14 protein-coding genes are annotated in these 17,615 nt (G+C 72.5%); 8 read left to right on the top strand and 6 right to left on the bottom strand.

Translation table 11 applies throughout. The features are described from left to right. Window positions 1-7 precede the first annotated feature (7 nt). The 3 genes from ACFWEE_RS04980 (at window position 8) to ACFWEE_RS04970 (ending at window position 2,035) form a co-directional block, all read left to right on the top strand. Complete coding sequence (locus ACFWEE_RS04980) at window positions 8-421, top strand: ArsR/SmtB family transcription factor (protein ID WP_386886422.1); 414 nt, start codon at window positions 8-10, stop codon at window positions 419-421. Continuing rightward, a complete protein-coding gene (gene arsB, locus ACFWEE_RS04975; RefSeq protein WP_386886420.1) occupies window positions 418-1,536 on the top strand; it encodes an ACR3 family arsenite efflux transporter in 1,119 nt (372 codons plus the stop codon). The genes ACFWEE_RS04980 and arsB overlap by 4 nt, the downstream gene beginning before the upstream one ends. An 82-nt stretch (window positions 1,537-1,618) precedes the next feature. Further along, window positions 1,619-2,035: an arsenate reductase ArsC gene (locus ACFWEE_RS04970; RefSeq protein WP_386886482.1), complete on the top strand. Its 417-nt coding sequence runs from the start codon at window positions 1,619-1,621 to the stop codon at window positions 2,033-2,035. 1 nt (window position 2,036) lies between these two features. Here the strand turns inward: ACFWEE_RS04970 and ACFWEE_RS04965 are convergent, their stop codons facing one another. The 4 genes from ACFWEE_RS04965 to glgX form a co-directional block, all read right to left on the bottom strand. Beyond that, entirely contained in the window at window positions 2,037-3,284 is a 1,248-nt protein-coding gene (locus tag ACFWEE_RS04965; RefSeq protein WP_386886418.1) for a hypothetical protein, read from the bottom strand. 225 nt (window positions 3,285-3,509) lie between these two features. Next, window positions 3,510-5,387 (bottom strand): ABC transporter ATP-binding protein, encoded by a 1,878-nt coding sequence (locus ACFWEE_RS04960; RefSeq protein ID WP_386886416.1) that lies wholly within the window; start codon window positions 5,385-5,387, stop codon window positions 3,510-3,512. Then, on the bottom strand, window positions 5,384-7,240 hold the full coding sequence (locus ACFWEE_RS04955; RefSeq protein ID WP_386886414.1) for an ABC transporter ATP-binding protein: 1,857 nt from the start codon (window positions 7,238-7,240) through the stop codon (window positions 5,384-5,386). Before ACFWEE_RS04955 ends, ACFWEE_RS04960 begins: the two co-directional genes overlap by 4 nt. Before the next feature lie 133 nt (window positions 7,241-7,373). Next, a complete protein-coding gene (gene glgX, locus ACFWEE_RS04950; RefSeq protein ID WP_386886480.1) occupies window positions 7,374-9,581 on the bottom strand; it encodes a glycogen debranching protein GlgX in 2,208 nt (735 codons plus the stop codon). A gap of 240 nt (window positions 9,582-9,821) precedes the next feature. Between glgX and ACFWEE_RS04945 the strand changes: the two genes are divergently transcribed. After that, complete coding sequence (locus tag ACFWEE_RS04945) at window positions 9,822-11,075, top strand: Ig-like domain-containing protein (protein WP_386886412.1); 1,254 nt, start codon at window positions 9,822-9,824, stop codon at window positions 11,073-11,075. A gap of 196 nt (window positions 11,076-11,271) precedes the next feature. After that, window positions 11,272-12,537: an Ig-like domain-containing protein gene (locus ACFWEE_RS04940; protein WP_386886410.1), complete on the top strand. Its 1,266-nt coding sequence runs from the start codon at window positions 11,272-11,274 to the stop codon at window positions 12,535-12,537. A gap of 116 nt (window positions 12,538-12,653) precedes the next feature. Here ACFWEE_RS04940 and ACFWEE_RS04935 read toward each other — a convergent pair whose 3' ends face one another. Then, complete coding sequence (locus tag ACFWEE_RS04935; RefSeq protein WP_386886408.1) at window positions 12,654-13,535, bottom strand: alpha/beta fold hydrolase; 882 nt, start codon at window positions 13,533-13,535, stop codon at window positions 12,654-12,656. A 109-nt stretch (window positions 13,536-13,644) separates the two neighbouring features. Here ACFWEE_RS04935 and ACFWEE_RS04930 point away from each other — a divergent pair, with 109 nt between their 5' ends. From ACFWEE_RS04930 to ACFWEE_RS04920, 3 genes are all read left to right on the top strand, one after another. Beyond that, a complete protein-coding gene (locus ACFWEE_RS04930) occupies window positions 13,645-14,412 on the top strand; it encodes an enoyl-CoA hydratase/isomerase family protein (protein ID WP_386886407.1) in 768 nt (255 codons plus the stop codon). A 374-nt stretch (window positions 14,413-14,786) separates the two neighbouring features. Continuing rightward, complete coding sequence (locus ACFWEE_RS04925) at window positions 14,787-15,302, top strand: ATP-binding protein (protein ID WP_386886405.1); 516 nt, start codon at window positions 14,787-14,789, stop codon at window positions 15,300-15,302. A gap of 434 nt (window positions 15,303-15,736) precedes the next feature. Beyond that, window positions 15,737-15,952 carry an EF-hand domain-containing protein gene (locus ACFWEE_RS04920; protein ID WP_386886403.1) on the top strand — a complete coding sequence of 72 codons (216 nt, stop codon included), beginning with the start codon at window positions 15,737-15,739 and terminating at the stop codon, window positions 15,950-15,952. 97 nt (window positions 15,953-16,049) lie between these two features. Here the strand turns inward: ACFWEE_RS04920 and ACFWEE_RS04915 are convergent, their stop codons facing one another. Further along, entirely contained in the window at window positions 16,050-17,534 is a 1,485-nt protein-coding gene (locus ACFWEE_RS04915; protein WP_386886401.1) for a carboxylesterase/lipase family protein, read from the bottom strand. Window positions 17,535-17,615: the final 81 nt, after the last annotated feature.

Genomic DNA, 17,615 nt, shown 5'->3' with positions numbered 1-17,615 from the left:
TAGAAGCATGTCGAAACAAGAGCTCGTGGTGCTCGGCCAGGACGACGCCGGACGTGCCGGGGAGTGCTGCCCCGGTCTGCTGGACACCCCGCTGGACGAGGAGCGCTCACAGGCGCTGGCGAAGGTGTTCAAGGCCCTGGGCGACCCGGTGCGGCTGCGGCTGCTGTCGATGATCGCCTCGCGGGCGGGCGGCGAGGTCTGCGTCTGCGACCTGACCCCCGCCTTCGACCTGTCGCAGCCGACGATCTCCCATCACCTGAAGCTGCTGAAGCAGGCCGGGCTGATCGACTCCGAGCGGCGCGGGACGTGGGTGTACTACCGGCTGCTGCCCGAGACGACCGACCAGCTGGCGCAGGTCCTCTCCCGCCCGGCCGGCCCCGCCGGGGCGCTTCCGCTCGTGTCCGCGGGGACCTCTTCGTGAGCGGGTGTGCGACGGTGCCCGCGGTGCCCGTCGCCGGGCGGCTGTCGTTCCTGGACCGCCTTCTCGCCGTGTGGATCCTCGCCGCGATGGCCGCGGGCCTCGGCCTGGGCCGCCTCGTACCGGGGCTGGGCGACGCGCTCGCGAAGGTGACCGTCACCGGGGTCTCGCTGCCGATCGCGCTCGGCCTGCTCGTGATGATGTACCCGGTCCTCGCGAAGGTCCGTTACGACCGGGTCTCCACCGTCACCCGCGACCAGCGCCTGCTCGTCCCCTCCCTGGTGCTGAACTGGGTCGTCGGCCCGGCGCTGATGTTCGCGCTCGCCTGGATCTTCCTGCCCGACCTGCCCGAGTACCGCACCGGGCTGATCGTCGTCGGCCTGGCCCGCTGCATCGCGATGGTCGTGATCTGGAACGACCTGGCCTGCGGCGACCGCGAGGCCGCCGCCGTCCTGGTCGCCCTCAACTCGGTGTTCCAGGTGCTCGCGTTCTCCGCGTTGGGCTGGTTCTACCTCAGTGTGCTGCCCGGATGGCTCGGCCTGGAACAGACCGCCCTGGACGTGTCGGTGTGGGAGATCACCCGCTCGGTGCTGATCTTCCTCGGCATCCCGCTGCTGGCCGGGTTCCTCACCCGGCGCCTGGGCGAGAAGGCCAAGGGGCGCACCTGGTACGAGACGAAGCTCGTCCCCCGGATCGGGCCGTTCGCCCTGTACGGGCTGCTGTTCACCGTCGTCGTGCTCTTCGCCCTCCAGGGCGACGCCATCACCTCGAAGCCCCTGGACGTCGTCCGCATCGCGCTGCCGCTACTGGTGTACTTCGCGGTGATGTGGGCCGGGTCCCTGGCCGCCGGGCGCGCGCTCGGGCTCGGCTACCCGAAGGCGGCCACCCTGGCGTTCACCGCCGCGGGCAACAACTTCGAGCTCGCCATCGCGGTCGCCGTCGCCACCTTCGGCGCCGCCTCCGGCCAGGCCCTCGCCGGAGTCGTCGGCCCCCTCATCGAGGTGCCCGTCCTCATCGGCCTCGTCCACGTCGCCCTCGCCCTACGCCACCGCTTCCCCGAGTCCGCCGACACGGCGGCCGGACCCGTCACCGCTCCGGAAGGCTCCGCCCGTGTCTGACACCGTCTCCGAGGCCGTATCCGATTCCGACGCCAAGCCGTCCGTGCTGTTCGTGTGCGTCCACAACGCCGGCCGCTCCCAGATGGCCGCCGCCTGGCTCACCCACCTGTCCGGCGGCCGGGTCGAGGTCCGCTCGGCCGGTTCCGCACCCGCCGACACCGTGAACCCGGCCGCCGTACGCGCGATGGCGGAGGCCGGCATCGACCTGTCCGCCGAGACCCCGAAGGTGCTGACCGCCGACGCCGTACGGGCGTCCGACGTGGTGATCACCATGGGGTGCGGCGACACCTGCCCCGTCTTCCCCGGCCGGACCTACCTCGACTGGCAGCTCGACGACCCCGCCGGGCGAGGAGTCGACGCGGTCCGCCCGATCCGCGACGAGATCGAACGCCGGGTACGCGGCCTGCTCGCCGAACTCCTGCCGGAGAGCGCCAAGAGCGTTCAGAGCGCCGACAGTGCCCAGAGCGTTCAGAGCGCCGACAGCCCCAAGAGCGCCTGAATCAGTCGTCGCGCACGGGGCGCAGGGTCACCAGGTCGTCGCCGTCGCAGTACGTGACCGGGCCGCCGACGCCCTTGCCGGTCTTCGGGAACGCCCGGCAGTCCGATGTCCCCTTCCAGAGGGTGTGCCCCTCGTGGTCCAGCAGGAGCAGCCGGCGCCCGTCCTGCCAGAAGCCGTGGGTGACCGACCGGGCCGCGGTGCTCAGCCCGTGGGGGCGGACCGGCTGGTCGCCGATCGGGTGCAGGAGCCGGTCCGGGCGGCCGGGTGCGCGGACGATCTCGTTGCTGGTGCCGTCGGTGAGCACGTACGCGCCCGGGGCCAGCCGCTGGGAGGGGCGCAGGGTGCCGAAGTAGGGAGCGAGGTCCAGGGCGCCCTTGGCGTCCGGCAGTACCAGCCGGAAGCCGACGACCAGCGGAAGGGCGCGGTCCCAGCGGCACCCGGTGCGCGCGTCGCGCGGGGCCTGGGGCTGGTCCCAGACGAAGCTGTACCGCCAGCCGCGGTCCCCGTCCCCGGAGGTCACCCCGTTCGCGAGGACGGTGGCGCGGCAACTGCCCACGGCCGGTGCGGTGACCACGATGACCCGGTCGCCGGTCACGAGGATGCGGTCGACGGTGCCGTCGGGAGGCCGCAGCCCCGTCTCCCAGGACACCCCGCCGTCCTCCGGGTCGACGGTGCCGACACGGTCGGGGGCGACCAGACGGAACCCGCAGCCGACACCGCTGAGGCCGTCGACGGTGGCGTGCGCGTCGACCCGGCAGGCATCCACGACCCGTACCGCCCCGGGGACCGCGCGCGTCCACCGGAGCGCACCCGACGAGGCGTCCCAGGCGGTCAGGAGGCAGGAATCAGGGTGGCAGACCGCCGTCAGCACCTCGAAGGCGTCCTCGAACATGAACACCCGGCTGCCGGGCGGCAAGGCGTGCCGCCAGGTCACCAGCCCCCGCTCCGGGTCGAGACCGGCGATCGCACTCGGCTCGCCGCGGTCGTCCCTGCCGCCGACCAGCACCACCCGGTCAGTACGGAGGAACGCGGAGTGCGCCGACCCGGGTTGGTGCGAGGTCAACGCGAACTCGGCCGGTAGATCCAGCCGCCAGCCCGGGTTCCCCGCGCCCTCCAGGTTCTCCGCGCCCTTCAGGCGGACCAGCGTGCGGCCTTGGCCGAGCAGCCCCGCCCCGGGGGCGTTCAGTGCCCAGGTGCCATCGGAGTCCGGGCGCACCGGCAGCGGGAGGCGTGAGGATTCCTCGGGCACTGAATCGCCGTCGCCGAACATCGGCTCCGAAGGCGCGAAACAGCCAGCCGCCAGCAGTCCCACCGCCACGGCCAGGAGCCCCCGCCGCCACCGATGCCTCATCGCGCCCCCCGCGATCGATTCGCCCTCACGGTAGAACGCCGTGGGCCGGACCACCGTTCTCCCGTCGTATCGTGACGACCTTGTGGCCCACGGCGCATGGAGCGAAACGGGGGGCGGGAGGCGTCAGGCCAGACTCTCCCGCCACGCCCGGTGCAGACCCGCGAACCTGCCCTCGCCGCCGATGAGTTCGGCCGGTGAACCGTCCTCCACGATGCGGCCGTGCTCCATCACCAGCACCCGGTCCGCGATCTCCACCGTGGACAACCGGTGCGCGATCACCACCGCCGTACGGCCGTGCAGCACCGTGTCCATGGCCCGCTGCACCGCGCGCTCGCCGGGGATGTCGAGGGAGCTGGTCGCCTCGTCGAGGATCACCACCGCCGGGTCCGCCAGCAGCGCCCGCGCGAACGCGACCAGCTGGCGCTGCCCGGCGGAGATCCGGCCGCCCCGCTTGCGTACGTCGGTGTCGTACCCCTCCGGCAGGGACTCGATGAACTCGTGCGCGCCGATCGCCTTCGCCGCCCGCTCGATCTCCTCCGGCGTCGCGTCCGGGCGGCCGATCGCGATGTTCTCCGCGACCGTCCCGGAGAACAGGAACGCCTCCTGTGTCACCATCACCACACCGCGCCGCAGCTCCGCCGTGCCCAGGTCCCGCAGGTCCACGCCGTCCAGCAGCACCCGGCCGCCGGTCGGGTCGTAGAACCGGGCCAGCAGCTTCGCCAGCGTCGACTTGCCCGCACCCGTCGAACCGACGACGGCCACCGTCTGCCCGGCCGGCAGCGTCAGGTCGAAGCGCGGCAGCACCTCGCCGCCGGTGCGGTACGCGAACCGGACCCCGTCGAAGACGACCTCCCGGCCCGGCTGCTCGCCGCGCGGCGCGGGCAGCTCCACCGGTGCGGCGGGCTCCGGTACGGACGGGGTCTGCGCGAGCAGGCCCGCGATCTTCTCCAGCGACGCGGCGGCCGACTCCCAGGAGTTGAGGAACATCGCCAGCCGGTCGATCGGGTCGTACAGCCGCCGCAGGTAGAGCACGGCAGCCGCCAGCACGCCCAGCGCCAGGGTGCCCGAGGCGACCCGGTAGGCGCCCCAGAGCACCATGCCCGCGACGGCGGTGTTGGCGACGAGCCGGGAGCCCGTCACATAGCGGGCCATCTCCAGCAGGGTGTCGCCGTTCGACCGCTCGTGACTGTGGTTGAGCGTCGCGAACACGGCGTCGTTGGACCGCTCGCGGCGGAACGCCCGCACCGGCCGGATGCCGTTCATCGTCTCGGCGAACTTCACGATCACCGCCGCCATCGCGGAGGACCGCACGGAGTACGCCCGCCCCGCCCGCGCCTGGTAGACCCGCACCAGCAGGTAGAGCGGCACGAAGGAGAGCACCGCGATGGCCCCGGTGCCCAGGTCCAGCCAGAGCAGCATCCCCGAGATGAAGACGAAGGAGAGGACCACCGTGATCAGCTCCTGGAGGCCCTCGCTCAGCAGCTCCCGCAGCGACTCCACGTCCGTCGTCGACCGGGAGATCAGCCGGCCCGAGGTGTAGCGCTCGTGGAAGTCGACGCTCAGCGCCTGCGCGTGCCGGAAGATCCGGCCGCGCAGGTCCAGCAGCACGTCCTGGTTGATGCGGGCCGAACCCCGGATGAAGGCGTACTGGAGGAGCCCGCCGCCCGCCGCACAGAGCGCGTAACCGACGCCCACCGCGATCAGCGGGCCGTGGTCGGAATCCCGGAACGCGGGCACCGCGCTGTCGATCGCGTACGCCACGAGCAGCGGGCCCGCCTGGACGGCGGCCTGTTGGACGAGGAGCAGCACCACGGTCACCAGGACGCGGGCGCGGAGCGGCCCCAGCAGCGAGGCGAGCAGCGCCCGGGTGGCGCCGGGGGGAGTGGGCAGGGTGTCCAGGTCGAACGCGTCGCCGGGCCCGGGCGCGGCGCCGGGGGCGGACGTGTCCGGTGCGGGGGTGCCGTCGGCGGACGGGGCGCCCGCGGTGGTGGTACTGGTCATGGGGTCGTGGCCTCCTCGGCGACCGTGATGCCCGGGTGTTCGGAGCCCGACATCAGCCAGGCGTACTCGGCGTTCGTCCGCAGCAGCTCCTGATGCGTGCCGACGGCCGCGATCCGGCCGCCGGAGAGCAGCGCGACGCGGTCGGCGAGCATCACGGTGGACGGCCGGTGGGCCACGATCACCGCCGTGGTCTCCGCCAGCACCTGTCGCAGCGCCGCCTCCACCCGCGCCTCGGTGTGCACGTCCAGCGCCGAGAGCGGGTCGTCCAGCACGAGGAAGCGCGGCCGGCCGACGACCGCGCGGGCCAGCGCGAGCCGCTGGCGCTGACCGCCCGACAGGCTCAGCCCCTGCTCGCCGACCTGGGTGGCGGTGCCCTCGGGCAGGCCGTGGACGAACTGGGCCTGGGCCACGTCGAGAGCCCGGTTCAGGTCCGTATCGTCCGCGTCGTCCGAGCCCATCAGGACGTTCTCCCCGACCGTCGCCGAGAACAGCGTCGGCTCCTCGAACGCCACCGACACCAGCGACCGCAGCCGCGCCCGGTCCATGGCGACGATGTCCTCGCCGTCCAGGGTGATCCGCCCGCCGGTGAGCTCGTGCAGCCGGGGCACCAGGGCGGTCAGCGTCGTCTTGCCGGAACCCGTGGCGCCGACCAGCGCCATCGTCTCGCCCGGCCGGACGTGCAGATCGATCCCGGAGAGCACGGGTACGGAGTCGGGCGCCGCGTCCGGGTAGCGGAAGGCGACCCCCTCGAAGACCAGTCCGGGAGCAGTCCCGGGAGCAGTCCCGGGAGCCGTCCCGGCGGCAGCCGCGGGGGCGGACCCGGGGGCGGTGCCCGTCGCGTCACCGGGGACAAGGCCGCTCTCCTCGGCCACGTCCATGACCTCGAAGTACCGGTCGGTGGCGGTCGCCGCCTCCTGGCTCATCGCCAGCAGGAAGCCGATCGACTCCACCGGCCAGCGCAGCGCGAGCGCGGTCGACAGGAACGCCACCAGCGTGCCCGCCGAGAGGTCGCCGTCCGCCACCTGGATCGTGCCGAAGACCAGCGCGGCACCGATCGCCAGCTCCGGCACCCCGGTGATGAGCGCCCAGATCCCCGCCAGCAGCCGGGCCTTGGTCAGCTCGGTGGAGCGCAGCCGGTGCGAGAGCTCCCTGAACGCCCGCGCCTGGCTGCGGTGGCGGCCGAAGCCCTTGATGATCCGGATGCCGAGCACGCTCTCCTCGACCACCGTCGTCAGGTCGCCGACCTGGTCCTGGGCGGTGCGCGCGGCCAGCGAGTACTTCGACTCGAAGACGGAGCTGAGGACCATCAGCGGGACCGCCGGGGCGAGCAGCACCAGCCCGAGCGTCCACTCCTGGAGGAAGAGGATGACGAACCCGATGGCGATCGTCACCGAGTTGACCAGCAGGAACGTCAGCGGGAACGCCAGGAACATGCGCACCAGCATCAGATCGGTGGTGCCGCGCGACAGCAGCTGACCGGACGGCCAGCGGTCGTGGAAGGCCATCGGAAGGCGTTGCAGCCGGCGGTACAGGTCGGCCCGCATGCCCGCTTCGACCCCGGCCAGCGGCCGGGCCACCAGCCACCGCCGCAGCCCGAACAGCGCCGCCTCCAGGATGCCCAGGAGCAGCAGCCAGAGCGCCCCGAGCCAGACCCCGCCCGGGTCACGGTCGGCCACCGGGCCGTCCACCATCCACTTGAGCACGAACGGGATGACCAGCCCGAGCCCGGACGCGAACACCGCGACGAACGCGGCGGTGAACCAACGGGCGCGTACGGGACGCAGGTAGGGCCACAAACGCTTCAGGGAGCGCACGGTGGACCGGTCCGTGCGCTCGGCGGGGTTCTCGGGCATCAGGGGCGATCCTATGGTTCACCACTGACAACCCTCATGGGGTTTTCCGGCCGTCCGGGCGCTCAGGCACCGCACCGGGGGCGCCCGCCCCGGCACTGGGGGCGCCCGATCCGCCTGTACGGGCGCCCCCCTGTCACCCCGTCACCCGCAGCAGCAGCACCGAGCGCCCCGGCACCGTGAGCACCGAGCCGCCCGCGTGGACCGTGCCCGGGGCCTCGGCCTGGTCCTCCCGGGAGGTGTCGAGGAGGAGTTCGTAGGAGGCGGCCCACGGCGGGCCCGGCAGCAGGAAGGCGGCCGGCTGCTCCGCCGCGTGCAGGATCGCCAGGAAGCTGTCGTCCACGATCTGCTCGCCCCGCGCGTCCCGGCCCGGGATGTCCCGCCCCGAGAGGAAGAGCCCGAGCGTCGCCGCGGGCGCGTACCAGTCCTCGGCCGTCATCTCCTCGCCGTGCCGGGTGAACCAGGCCAGATCCCGCAGCCCGTCGGCGGTCTGGGGCCGCCCGGAGAAGAACGCCCGGCGGCGCAGCACCGGATGGGTGTGGCGCAGCCGCAGCACCCGGGCGGTCAGCTCGGTCAGCCCGCGCCACCCGGGGTCGTCCAGCAGCGACCAGTCGACCCAGCTGATCTCGTTGTCCTGGCAGTAGGCGTTGTTGTTGCCGCCCTGCGTACGCCCCATCTCGTCGCCCGCCACCAGCATCGGCACCCCGGTGGAGAGCAGCAGGGTGGTGAGCAGGTTGCGCAGTTGGCGGCGGCGGAGCGCGTTGATCTCCGGGTCGTCGCTCTCGCCCTCCGTACCGCAGTTCCAGGAGCGGTTGTCGCCGGTGCCGTCGCGGTTGCCCTCGCCGTTGGCCTCGTTGTGCTTGTGGTGGTAGCTCACCAGGTCGCGCAGGGTGAAACCGTCGTGCGCGGTGACGAAGTTGACGGAGGCGTACGGGCGCCGCCCGCCCCACGCGTACAGGTCGCTGGAGCCGGAGAGGCGGTAGCCGAGGTCGCGCACGTCGGGCAGCGCGCCGCGCCAGAAGTCGCGGACGGCGTCGCGGTAGCGGTCGTTCCACTCGGTCCACAGCGGGGGGAAGGCGCCCACCTGGTAGCCGCCGTTGCCCACGTCCCAGGGCTCGGCGATCAGTTTCACCCGGCGCAGCACCGGGTCCTGGGCGATCACCGCGAGGAACGGGGAGAGCATGTCGACGTCGTGCATGGAGCGGGCCAGCGCCGCCGCCAGGTCGAAGCGGAAGCCGTCGACGCCCATCTCGGTGACCCAGTACCGCAGGGAGTCGGTGATCAGCCGCAACACGTGCGGCTGGACCACGTGCAGGGTGTTGCCGCAGCCGGTGTAGTCGGCGTACCGGCGGGCGTCGGACTGGAGGCGGTAGTAGCCGCGGTTGTCGACCCCGCGCATCGACAGGGTCGGACCGAGCTCGCCCGCCTCGGCGGTGTGGTTGTAGACGACGTCGAGGATCACCTCGATCCCGGCGTCGTGCAGGGCGCGCACCATCCGCTTGAACTCGCCGACCTGCGCCCCGGCGGTGCCGCTCGCGGCGTAGTCGGCGTGCGGGGCGAAGTAGCCGATCGAGTTGTAGCCCCAGTAGTTGTGCATCCCGCGCCGGAGCAGATGGTCCTCGTGCGCGAACTGGTGCACCGGCAGCAGCTCCACCGCCGTCACCCCCAGCCGCTTCAGGTGCTCGATCGCGGCGGGATGGGCGAGACCGGCGTACGTACCCCGCAGCTCGGGCGGGATGCCGGGGTGCAGCTTGGTGAAGCCGCGTACGTGGAGCTCGTAGATGACGGTGTCGGCCCAGGGTGTCTTGGGGCGCCGGTCGTCCATCCACTCGTCCTCGCCGCCCGGGAGATCGTCGTGGACGACCACCCCCTTGGGCACGAACGGCGCCGAGTCGCGCTCGTCGCGCACGGTGTCGGCGACGTGCTGCTGCGGCCAGTCCCGCAGGTGGCCGTACACCTCGGGCGGCAGCGAGAAGGTGCCGTCCACGGCACGGGCGTACGGGTCGAGCAGCAGCTTCGCGGCGTTCCACCGGGCCCCCGTCCACGGGTCCCAGCGGCCGTGGACGCGGTAGCCGTACCGCTGGCCCGGCCGTACCCCCGGCAGGAAACCGTGCCAGATCTCGTGGGTCAGCTCGGTCAGCCGGACCCGCGTCTCGCGGCCCGACTCGTCGAAGAGGCAGAGGTCGACCGCTTCCGCCCCGCCCGCCCAGAGGGCGAAGTTGGTGCCCGCCACCCCGTCCGGCCCCACCCGGAACCGCGCCCCCAGGGGCATGGGCGCACCCGGCCACACCGGGGGCGGTTGCGGGTGGTCCGGGCTCCCCGCGGGGGCACCGGACTGCGGCACACGGGTGGTGTTCTCCGACGGCCCGTCGCCCGCGCGGACCGGTCGTACCGGCTCCTGCACGGCTTCCTGCTCGGCTGCGCTCGACACTCCCGGCCTCCTGCGGCTCGTGGGGACGGGCAAGACGGGAGACGCACGCGGCGTCCCGGCCGCGGCCTCCCGGTGAAGTCCTCCCCCCTGTTCTGCCCACCGGGAGGCCCACACTCACGTTTCCCCGGAGCGACCCTGGTCGTTGGTGGGTGCGTGACTCACACAGCGAAGAGAGCGCGGACCGGTCCGGCCGCCGTGCTGACATGGGCAGGACTACTGGTGGTCGCGGCCGTACTGACCGGCTGCACCGGGGGAATTCCGTTCGTCAACGGCAAGGCGCGCGCCCCCGAGGACGCGATCCTCGTCCTTCCGGCGGACGGCGCGAAGAACGTCCCCGCCTCCACCCGGATCGGGGTGGAGGTCCCGGACGGGCACCTGGAGAGCGTCGAGGTGGCGCAGATCGAGGACGCCCGGAGCGACCGGATCACCGGAAAGATCTCCGAGGACGGCCGCCGGTGGACGCCCACCGGCGGTGCGGGACGGCTCCGGCTCGCCGCGAAGTACAGCGTCGACGCGGTGGCCGTGGACCGGATGGGGCGCAGATCGGCCCGGCACACCACCTTCACCACGCTGGTCCCCGGGCACCACTTCATCGGCTACGTCAAACCGGAGCACCGCTCCACGGTCGGCACCGGGATGATCGTCTCCTTCGACTTCAGCAGCCCGGTCACCCACCGCGCCGCGGTGCAGCGCGCCATCAAGGTCACCGCCGACCCCGCCGTGGAGGTGTCCGGCCACTGGTTCGGCAAGGACCGCCTCGACTTCCGGCCGGAGAAGTACTGGAAGCCGGGCACGGTGGTCACCGTCGACATCGGCCTGCGGGACGTGGAGGGCTCGCCCGGCGTGTACGGCAGCCAGAACAAGCGCGTCCGCTTCACCGTGGGCCGCTCCCAGATCTCCCTGGTCGACGCCGCCGCGCACACCATGGAGGTACGCCGCGACGGCGAGCTCGTCAGCACCGTGCCGATCACCGCGGGGGCGCCGAAGACCACCACGTACAACGGGAAGATGGTGGTCAGCGAACTCCACGAGGTGACCCGGATGGACGGGCGCACGGTGGGCTTCGGCGGGGAGTACGACATCAAGGACGTGCCGCACGCCATCAGGCTCACCGAGTCCGGCACCTTCCTGCACGGCAACTACTGGGCGCCCGAGGACACCTTCGGCAACGAGAACGTCAGCCACGGCTGCATCGGGCTGCGGGACGAGAAGGGCGGCAGCGGGTCCGCCCCGGCGGGCTGGTTCTTCGACCGCACCCTCGTCGGCGACGTCGTGGAAGTCGTCAACTCCGACGACAAGACGGTCGCGCCGGACAACGGACTCAGCGGCTGGAACCTCGACTGGAAGCGGTGGAAGGCGGGATCGGCCCTCCCGGCGGTCTCCGGGGCGGCCCGCGCGGGGCGGTGACACCCCGTCTCGGTGAGCGTCCTCGCACCCCGTGTCACCTGCGTTTGTTCCGCCCGTACTTGGGACTGAACGGTGACATCCCCAGTACTTCACCGTCCCGTACCGTGTGGTTTTCTTCTCGATAGGCGCGCATGTTCGACGCGCGGGGGTGTGCGGGGCCCGGTTGGGTCAGGCCGTGCGAGGGGAGACAACCACGATGAGCGGGAAGCCGATACGAGGGCGTGCGGCCGGGACCGGTGGGGGAACGCGTGGGCGCCGGGGCCCCGGCATCCTCGCGGTGCTGCTGGGCGCACTGCTTCTGCTGGTGACGGCCTGCGGCGGTTCCGGCGGAAGCGGTGCGAACAGCGGCAGCGGCGCCGGCTCCGAGGGAGGCAGCGGCCAGGTCCAGGACACCGCCGCCTCCGAGGCGGTCGTCAACGTGGCACCGGCCGACGGCGCCGCCTCCGTGGAGACCAGCGGAGCGCTGAAGATCTCCGCCGCCAAGGGCAAGCTGACCACCGTCAAGGTGGTCGACGCCCAGGGCGCCGAGGTGCAGGGCACCCTCTCCGCGGACGGCACCAGCTGGACGCCCGAACGGCACCTCGCGGCGGCCACCAAGTACGCGGTGCACGCCATCGCCGAGGACGCGAAGGGCCGTCAGTCCGCGAAGGACACCACCTTCACCACGCTGGTCCCGAAGAACACCTTCATCGGGCAGTACACCCCGGAGGACGGCTCGACCGTCGGCGTCGGCATGCCGGTCTCCATCAACTTCACCCGCGGCATCACCGACCCCGACGCCGTGGAGAAGGCCATCACGGTCACGGCCGAGCCCAGCGTGCGGATCGAGGGACACTGGTTCGGCAACGACCGCCTCGACTTCCGCCCCGAGGACTACTGGGCCCCCGGCACCAAGGTGAAGGTGGAGCTCAACCTCGACGGTGTGGAGGGGCGGCCGGGCGTCTACGGCAAGCAGGCCAAGTCCTTCACCTTCACGATCGGCCGCCGCCAGGTCTCCACGGTGGACGCCTCCACCCACCGGATGGTCGTCGTCCGTGACGGCAAGACCCTCAAGGACATCCCGATCTCGGCGGGAGCCCCGGCCACCACCACGTACAACGGCCAGATGGTCATCAGCCAGAAGCTCCCGGTGACCCGGATGAACGGCGACACGGTCGGCTTCGGCGGGGAGTACGACATCAAGGACGTGCCGCACGCCATGCGCCTGTCCACCTCCGGCACCTTCGTGCACGGAAACTACTGGGGCAACTCCGGCATCTTCGGCACCACCAACACCAGCCACGGCTGCGTCGGCCTGCGGGACGTGCGCGGCGGGTACGACGGACAGACCCCGGCCGCCTGGTTCTACAACCAGTCGATTCTCGGAGACGTCGTCGTGGTGAAGAACTCCAAGGACAAGGTCATCGCCCCGGACAACGGCCTCAACGGCTGGAACATGGACTGGTCCGAGTGGATCAAGTGACCGTGCTGAGCAGCTGAGCGGCTGAGCAGCTGGAATCGGGCGGTGGGCCCGGTGCCGTGGAACGACGGCACCGGGCCCACCGCCGTTCCGCGTCCCGGAGCCGGTCCCGGGCAGGTTCAACCGGTGTGGGCCGCCAAGGCGTCGACGAGCACCGGCCAGAGCTCCCGCGGACGGTCGTGGCCCATGTCGGGGATCAGCAGGAGTTCCGCACCGGGTACGAGCTCCGCCGTGCGCTTCCCGCCGCTGGGGGAGATCAGCGTGTCGTCCAGGCCGTGGATCACCAGCGTCGGCACCCGCAGCCCGCGGAGCGCGTCCGCGCGCGAACCGCCCAGGACCATCGCGCCCAGTTGCCGCCCGATCCCCGCGGGGTAGTACGCGCGGTCGTAGCTCGCGGCGGCCAGCTCACGCAGCGCCGCCGCGTCGCCGTACCGCCGGGAGGCCCACACCAGCTCCTTCTCCGCCGCCGCGACGTATCCCTCGCGGTCCGCCGGCTTCGGAGCGGACACCACCGCCTGGGCCTGCGGAGTGGACAGGCCGTACTCGCTCTCGCCGGTCGAGGACATCATCGACGTCAGGGTCAGCACCCGGTCCGGGGCGGAGAGCGCCATCGTCTGGGCGATCATCCCGCCCATCGAGGTACCGACCACGTGGGCGCGTCCGATACCGAGCGCGGTGAGCAGACCGAGTCCGTCGTCGGCCATGTCGCGCAGCCGGTAGGTAACCATCGCGAGGGCGGCGGGGATGTCGCCCGAGCCGACGGTTGCGATGAACTCGCCCGTGTCGACCGGGTGTTCGTCGAACCTCGTGGACAGCCCGCAGTCGCGGTTGTCGTACCGGATCACGTACCTGCCGCGGTCCGCCAGCGCCCGGCAGAAGTCCTCGTGCCAGGCGAGCATCTGCGCACCGAGCCCCATCACGAGCAGGACGGGCGGGTCCCCGGGGTCGCCGAAGCTCTCGTACGCGATGGACACCTCGGGAGACACGGCAACGTTCGGCATACAGGGATCCTGCCACGGAGTCGACGGAGCGCGCCCACGGACGGGCCACGTGACCCGCGCCTCTCCCGCTGCCGCCCTCGTCCGCCGGGACAACCCTTAGCCTGCCGCTATGACCGTAACCCTCGAAGTGCAGGACGGCGTCGGCACGATCCGGCTGGACCGGCCGCCGATGAACGCGCTGGACGTGGCCACCCAGGACCGGCTGAAGGAGCTGGCCGAGGAGGCCGCCCGCCGCGACGACGTGCGTGCCGTGGTGGTCCACGGCGGAGAGAAGGTGTTCGCGGCCGGGGCGGACATCAAGGAGATGCGGGACATGGATCACGCGGCGATGGTCGTACGGTCCCGCGCGCTCCAGGACTCCTTCACCGCCGTCGCCCGCATCCCCAAGCCGGTCGTCGCCGCCATCACCGGTTACGCCCTCGGCGGCGGCTGCGAACTGGCGCTCTGCGCCGACTTCCGGATCGCCGGGGAGAACGCCCGGCTGGGCCAGCCGGAGATCCTGCTCGGGGTGATCCCGGGGGCGGGCGGCACCCAGCGCCTCGCCCGCCTCGTGGGCCCCTCGCGGGCGAAGGACCTGATCTTCACCGGCCGTCACGTGCGGGCGGACGAGGCCCTCGCCATCGGTCTGGTCGACCGGGTGGTTCCGGCGGACGAGGTGTACACGCAGGCGCACGCCTGGGCCTCGGCCCTGGCGAAGGGGCCGGCGCTGGCACTGCGGGCCGCGAAGGAGGCGGTGGACGCGGGCCTGGAGACGGACCTCGACACCGGTCTCACCATCGAACGGACCCTGTTCGCGGGGCTGTTCGCCACGGAGGACCGGGAGACCGGCATGCGCAGCTTCATGGAGGACGGGCCGGGGAAGGCCACCTTCCGCTGAGCCGACGGGCCCGGCCCGGCCGCCCGGGTGTGTGCGTCGTGCGCGCGTGGGGCGGGGTGCGCACGACGTGTGTGCGTGGACGTCGTGCGCGCGTGGGCCGGGTCGCGTCGTGCGGGGGCGTGGGAGCGGTGCGGATTCATCCGTGCGGGCGGCATCGGCGGTACCCGCACCGGGCCGCACCGCTCGCCCCGGGCCGCCCACCGGCCGTCGCGGTCGTTTCGTGAGGCCGATGTTCCGTCGCAGGTCAGCGGGGTCGGCCCGATCATTTTTATGCCTTTGGCATATGCCGATCTCCCTACCGGATCCGGCCATTCCGGGGATGGGATTCCCGCGGAACGGCTCCGGAGGAGGTCCGCTCCCGCCATGATGGGGGCATGGCGGGCCTGGAGGGTGGGGAGCAGCCGCGCGCGCACGGCAGTGCGGCGACGGCGCGGCGGGTATCGGTGTCGGAGGACGAACAGCCGGACCATGTACTGGAGTTGTACGGCAACCCGACCGGCGAGGACGGTGTGCGGCTGCCGTCCCGTCCGGAGTCGGCGGCGACGGCCCGCCGGATCGCGTCGGCGGTGGTCCTGCGGCAGTGGAACCTCTCCCCGCAGCTCGCCGAGTACGCCGTCCTGCTCGTCTCGGAGCTCGTCGGCAACGCCGTACGGCACACCGGGGCGCAGTACTTCGGTCTGCGCATGGAGCGCCGCCGGGGCATGATCCGGATCGGGGTGCGCGACCCCTCGCGCGGCCTGCCGTGTCTGATGCCGGTGCGGGAGATGGACGTGAGCGGGCGGGGCCTGTTCCTCGTCGACAAGCTCTCCGACCGCTGGGGGGTCGACCTGCTGCCGCGCGGCAAGATCACCTGGTTCGAGATGCGGATCTCCGACCGCACGGACCGGTAGGGCGCCCTCGCCGCTCCCCGGTGTACGCAGAAGCCCCCGTCCGCCGTGGTCCGGCGAGCTGGGGGCTTCTGTGGGGGGCCGTGAAATGGGGGGTGGTCCACGGCCGCGTGCATGACCTGTGCTCGGGTCGGAGGAGGTCGTGGGACGACTATGGCACATCAGTCCCCGGGAAACCAAAGGTGCATTTCGGGCAATTGTGGATCAATGCTCCCTTTTGGTATGTGAATCGTAGGTTTCATCAAGGAAACCCCTGGCATTCAGTGAATGAATATGGGGTTCCTTGGATGATTCGTAGATTCCTTGTGAAGGGTGAAGAGTGCTGCCGGTCCCTCGGTCCGGCCGGCGGTCCGGCGCTCCCACCGGCCGCCGCAGGGGTGGGCGCGTCGGCCCGTTAATCTGACCACCGTCAATCGGACAAGCGATAGGGGCGGAAAATGGCGGACATCGAGTCGGCACGCAAGGCGTTCGAGCACTTCGACCAGAACGGTGACGGCCTCATCACGGCCGCCGAGTACAAGAGCGCCATGGCGCAGCTGGGCGACCCGTTCGTCACCGAGACCGTCGCCCAGGCGATCATCAACTCCCACGACGCCAACGGTGACGGCCTGCTCACCTTCGACGAGTTCTGGGCCTCGCAGAACAAGGCCTGAGCACGGCGCCGCGAGGAGCCCGCGGACCGGCGCTCAAGGGGCCCGAACCGCCGGGGGTCCCCGGCCCCGCGGCGGGGCCGGGGCTCACCCACGTGACTCAGTCCGCCGCCCGGTAGGGGGCCCAGCCGCGCAGCTCGTCGTCGCGGGGCGCCTCCACCACGGCGGGAGCGCCCGGACCGAACGCCATCACCGGCCGCCGCGCGTCCCAGGCGTCCCACCCCGGATCGCCGGTGGCCGCGAACCGCACCCAGGCCGCGTGCATCGCGTCCGCCAGCTCCTGCGGGGCGTGCGGACCGGCCAGCGCCACGGCGTCCGGCTGGGCCAGGGTGTCGAAGACGAAGCCGATCTCCAGGGCGTGGCAGGCGCCGAGCCGCCGCACGGGGGAGGGCCAGCCGAACTCGTAGAGGTACGTCCGGCCCGGGGCGCCCGTCCGCGCGTCCGCCAGGACGTTCAGAGGGACCCTCAGCAGCAGGTCCGTCGCGAGCGCGCCGAGCAGCTCGCCCGGTGTGGCGTCCGGGCGGTTGGCCCGGTACACGCGCGCCGTCGCGCCCGGTACTCCGAACTTCAGCAGCGCCAGCCGCAGCCGGACGCGCCCGAGGCGCTCGGTCAGCCCACTGGGCACGAACCAGAGGCGGTACTCCTCGGTGTTCGTCCCCATCAGCAGATCCACCCCGGCCGCCGCGCCCTCGCGCAACGCCTCGGCCGGGTCGCGGGGGAGCAGGTCGCCGTCGACGACGATCTGGAACGCGTTGCGGCCGGTCAGCGGGTTCCCGCCACGGGTCACCTCGCTCTGCGCCGCGAGCAGCGCGGACGGCTCCACGGCCGCCAGCGCCGCGGCCGTCGCCGGAACGCCCAGGCGCCGGGCGACGAGTTCCGTCGTACGGCGTCCCGCCCCGGGCGTCCGCGCGTCCGGCGCCCCGCTCTGCAGCACCGCCCGCCGGAACAGCCCCGCCGCCCTCGGCGCGGCGAGCAGCGCGGCGATGCTCACCGCCCCGGCCGACTCGCCCGCCACCGTCACCCGCCCCGGATCGCCCCCGAACGCCGCGACGTTGTCCCGCACCCACTCCAGCGCGGCCAGCTGATCGAGCAGCCCGAGGTTGGCGGGGGCGTCCGGGAGGACCGCGAACCCCTCGATCCCCAGGCGGTAGTTGACCGAGACCAGCACCACGCCGTCCCGGGCGAACGCCGTCCCGTCGTAGACCGGGACGGCGGAGGACCCGTGCAGCAGCGAGCCGCCGTGCATCCAGACGAGCACCGGCAGCCCGGTCCGCTCCGGGCCGGGCGTCCAGACGTTGAGGTTGAGCCACTCGTCCCCGGGCACCTCGGGGTCCGGCAGCAGGGCGTCCAGGGGCGGGTCGTACGGCCGCTTCGGCGCGGTCGGCCCGAACGCGACGGCCTCCCGCACCCCCGCCCACCGCTCGGGCGGCTCCGGCGCCCGGAACCTGCGGGCGCCCACGGGGGCAGCCGCGTACGGGACGCCCCGGAAGACCGTGACCCCGTTCTCCCGGACTCCGCGCACGGCTCCGTGGAGGGTGGTGACGATGGTGACGGCCGGGCGGTCGTCCGGATCTCTTGCGCGCATGTGCGTCGGCCCTTTCGCGGGTGCCCTCCAGCATGGGGTACTTCCCCGCCGGGCGCGGTCCCAAGAGCCCGCGACCCGGCC

The sequence above is a fragment of the Streptomyces sp. NPDC060184 genome (assembly GCF_042728795.1).
Taxonomy (GTDB): domain Bacteria; phylum Actinomycetota; class Actinomycetes; order Streptomycetales; family Streptomycetaceae; genus Streptomyces.
The sequence above is the reverse complement of the archived record's forward strand: the minus strand, read 5'-3'. Positions and strand labels throughout refer to the sequence as shown.

Bases quoted from the DNA above. Each gene is read 5' to 3' on its own strand.
- ACFWEE_RS04980 (WP_386886422.1), top strand. From the start codon at position 8: ATGTCGAAACAAGAGCTCGTGGTGCTCGGCCAGGACGACGCCGGACGT.
- ACFWEE_RS04970 (WP_386886482.1), top strand. From the start codon at position 1,619: ATGGCCGCCGCCTGGCTCACCCACCTGTCCGGCGGCCGGGTCGAGGTC.
- ACFWEE_RS04960 (WP_386886416.1), bottom strand. From the start codon at position 5,387: ATGACCAGTACCACCACCGCGGGCGCCCCGTCCGCCGACGGCACCCCC.
- ACFWEE_RS04955 (WP_386886414.1), bottom strand. From the start codon at position 7,240: ATGCCCGAGAACCCCGCCGAGCGCACGGACCGGTCCACCGTGCGCTCC.
- ACFWEE_RS04940 (WP_386886410.1), top strand. From the start codon at position 11,272: ATGAGCGGGAAGCCGATACGAGGGCGTGCGGCCGGGACCGGTGGGGGA.
- ACFWEE_RS04935 (WP_386886408.1), bottom strand. From the start codon at position 13,535: ATGCCGAACGTTGCCGTGTCTCCCGAGGTGTCCATCGCGTACGAGAGC.
- ACFWEE_RS04930 (WP_386886407.1), top strand. From the start codon at position 13,645: ATGACCGTAACCCTCGAAGTGCAGGACGGCGTCGGCACGATCCGGCTG.
- ACFWEE_RS04925 (WP_386886405.1), top strand. From the start codon at position 14,787: ATGGCGGGCCTGGAGGGTGGGGAGCAGCCGCGCGCGCACGGCAGTGCG.
- ACFWEE_RS04920 (WP_386886403.1), top strand. From the start codon at position 15,737: ATGGCGGACATCGAGTCGGCACGCAAGGCGTTCGAGCACTTCGACCAG.
- ACFWEE_RS04915 (WP_386886401.1), bottom strand. From the start codon at position 17,534: ATGCGCGCAAGAGATCCGGACGACCGCCCGGCCGTCACCATCGTCACC.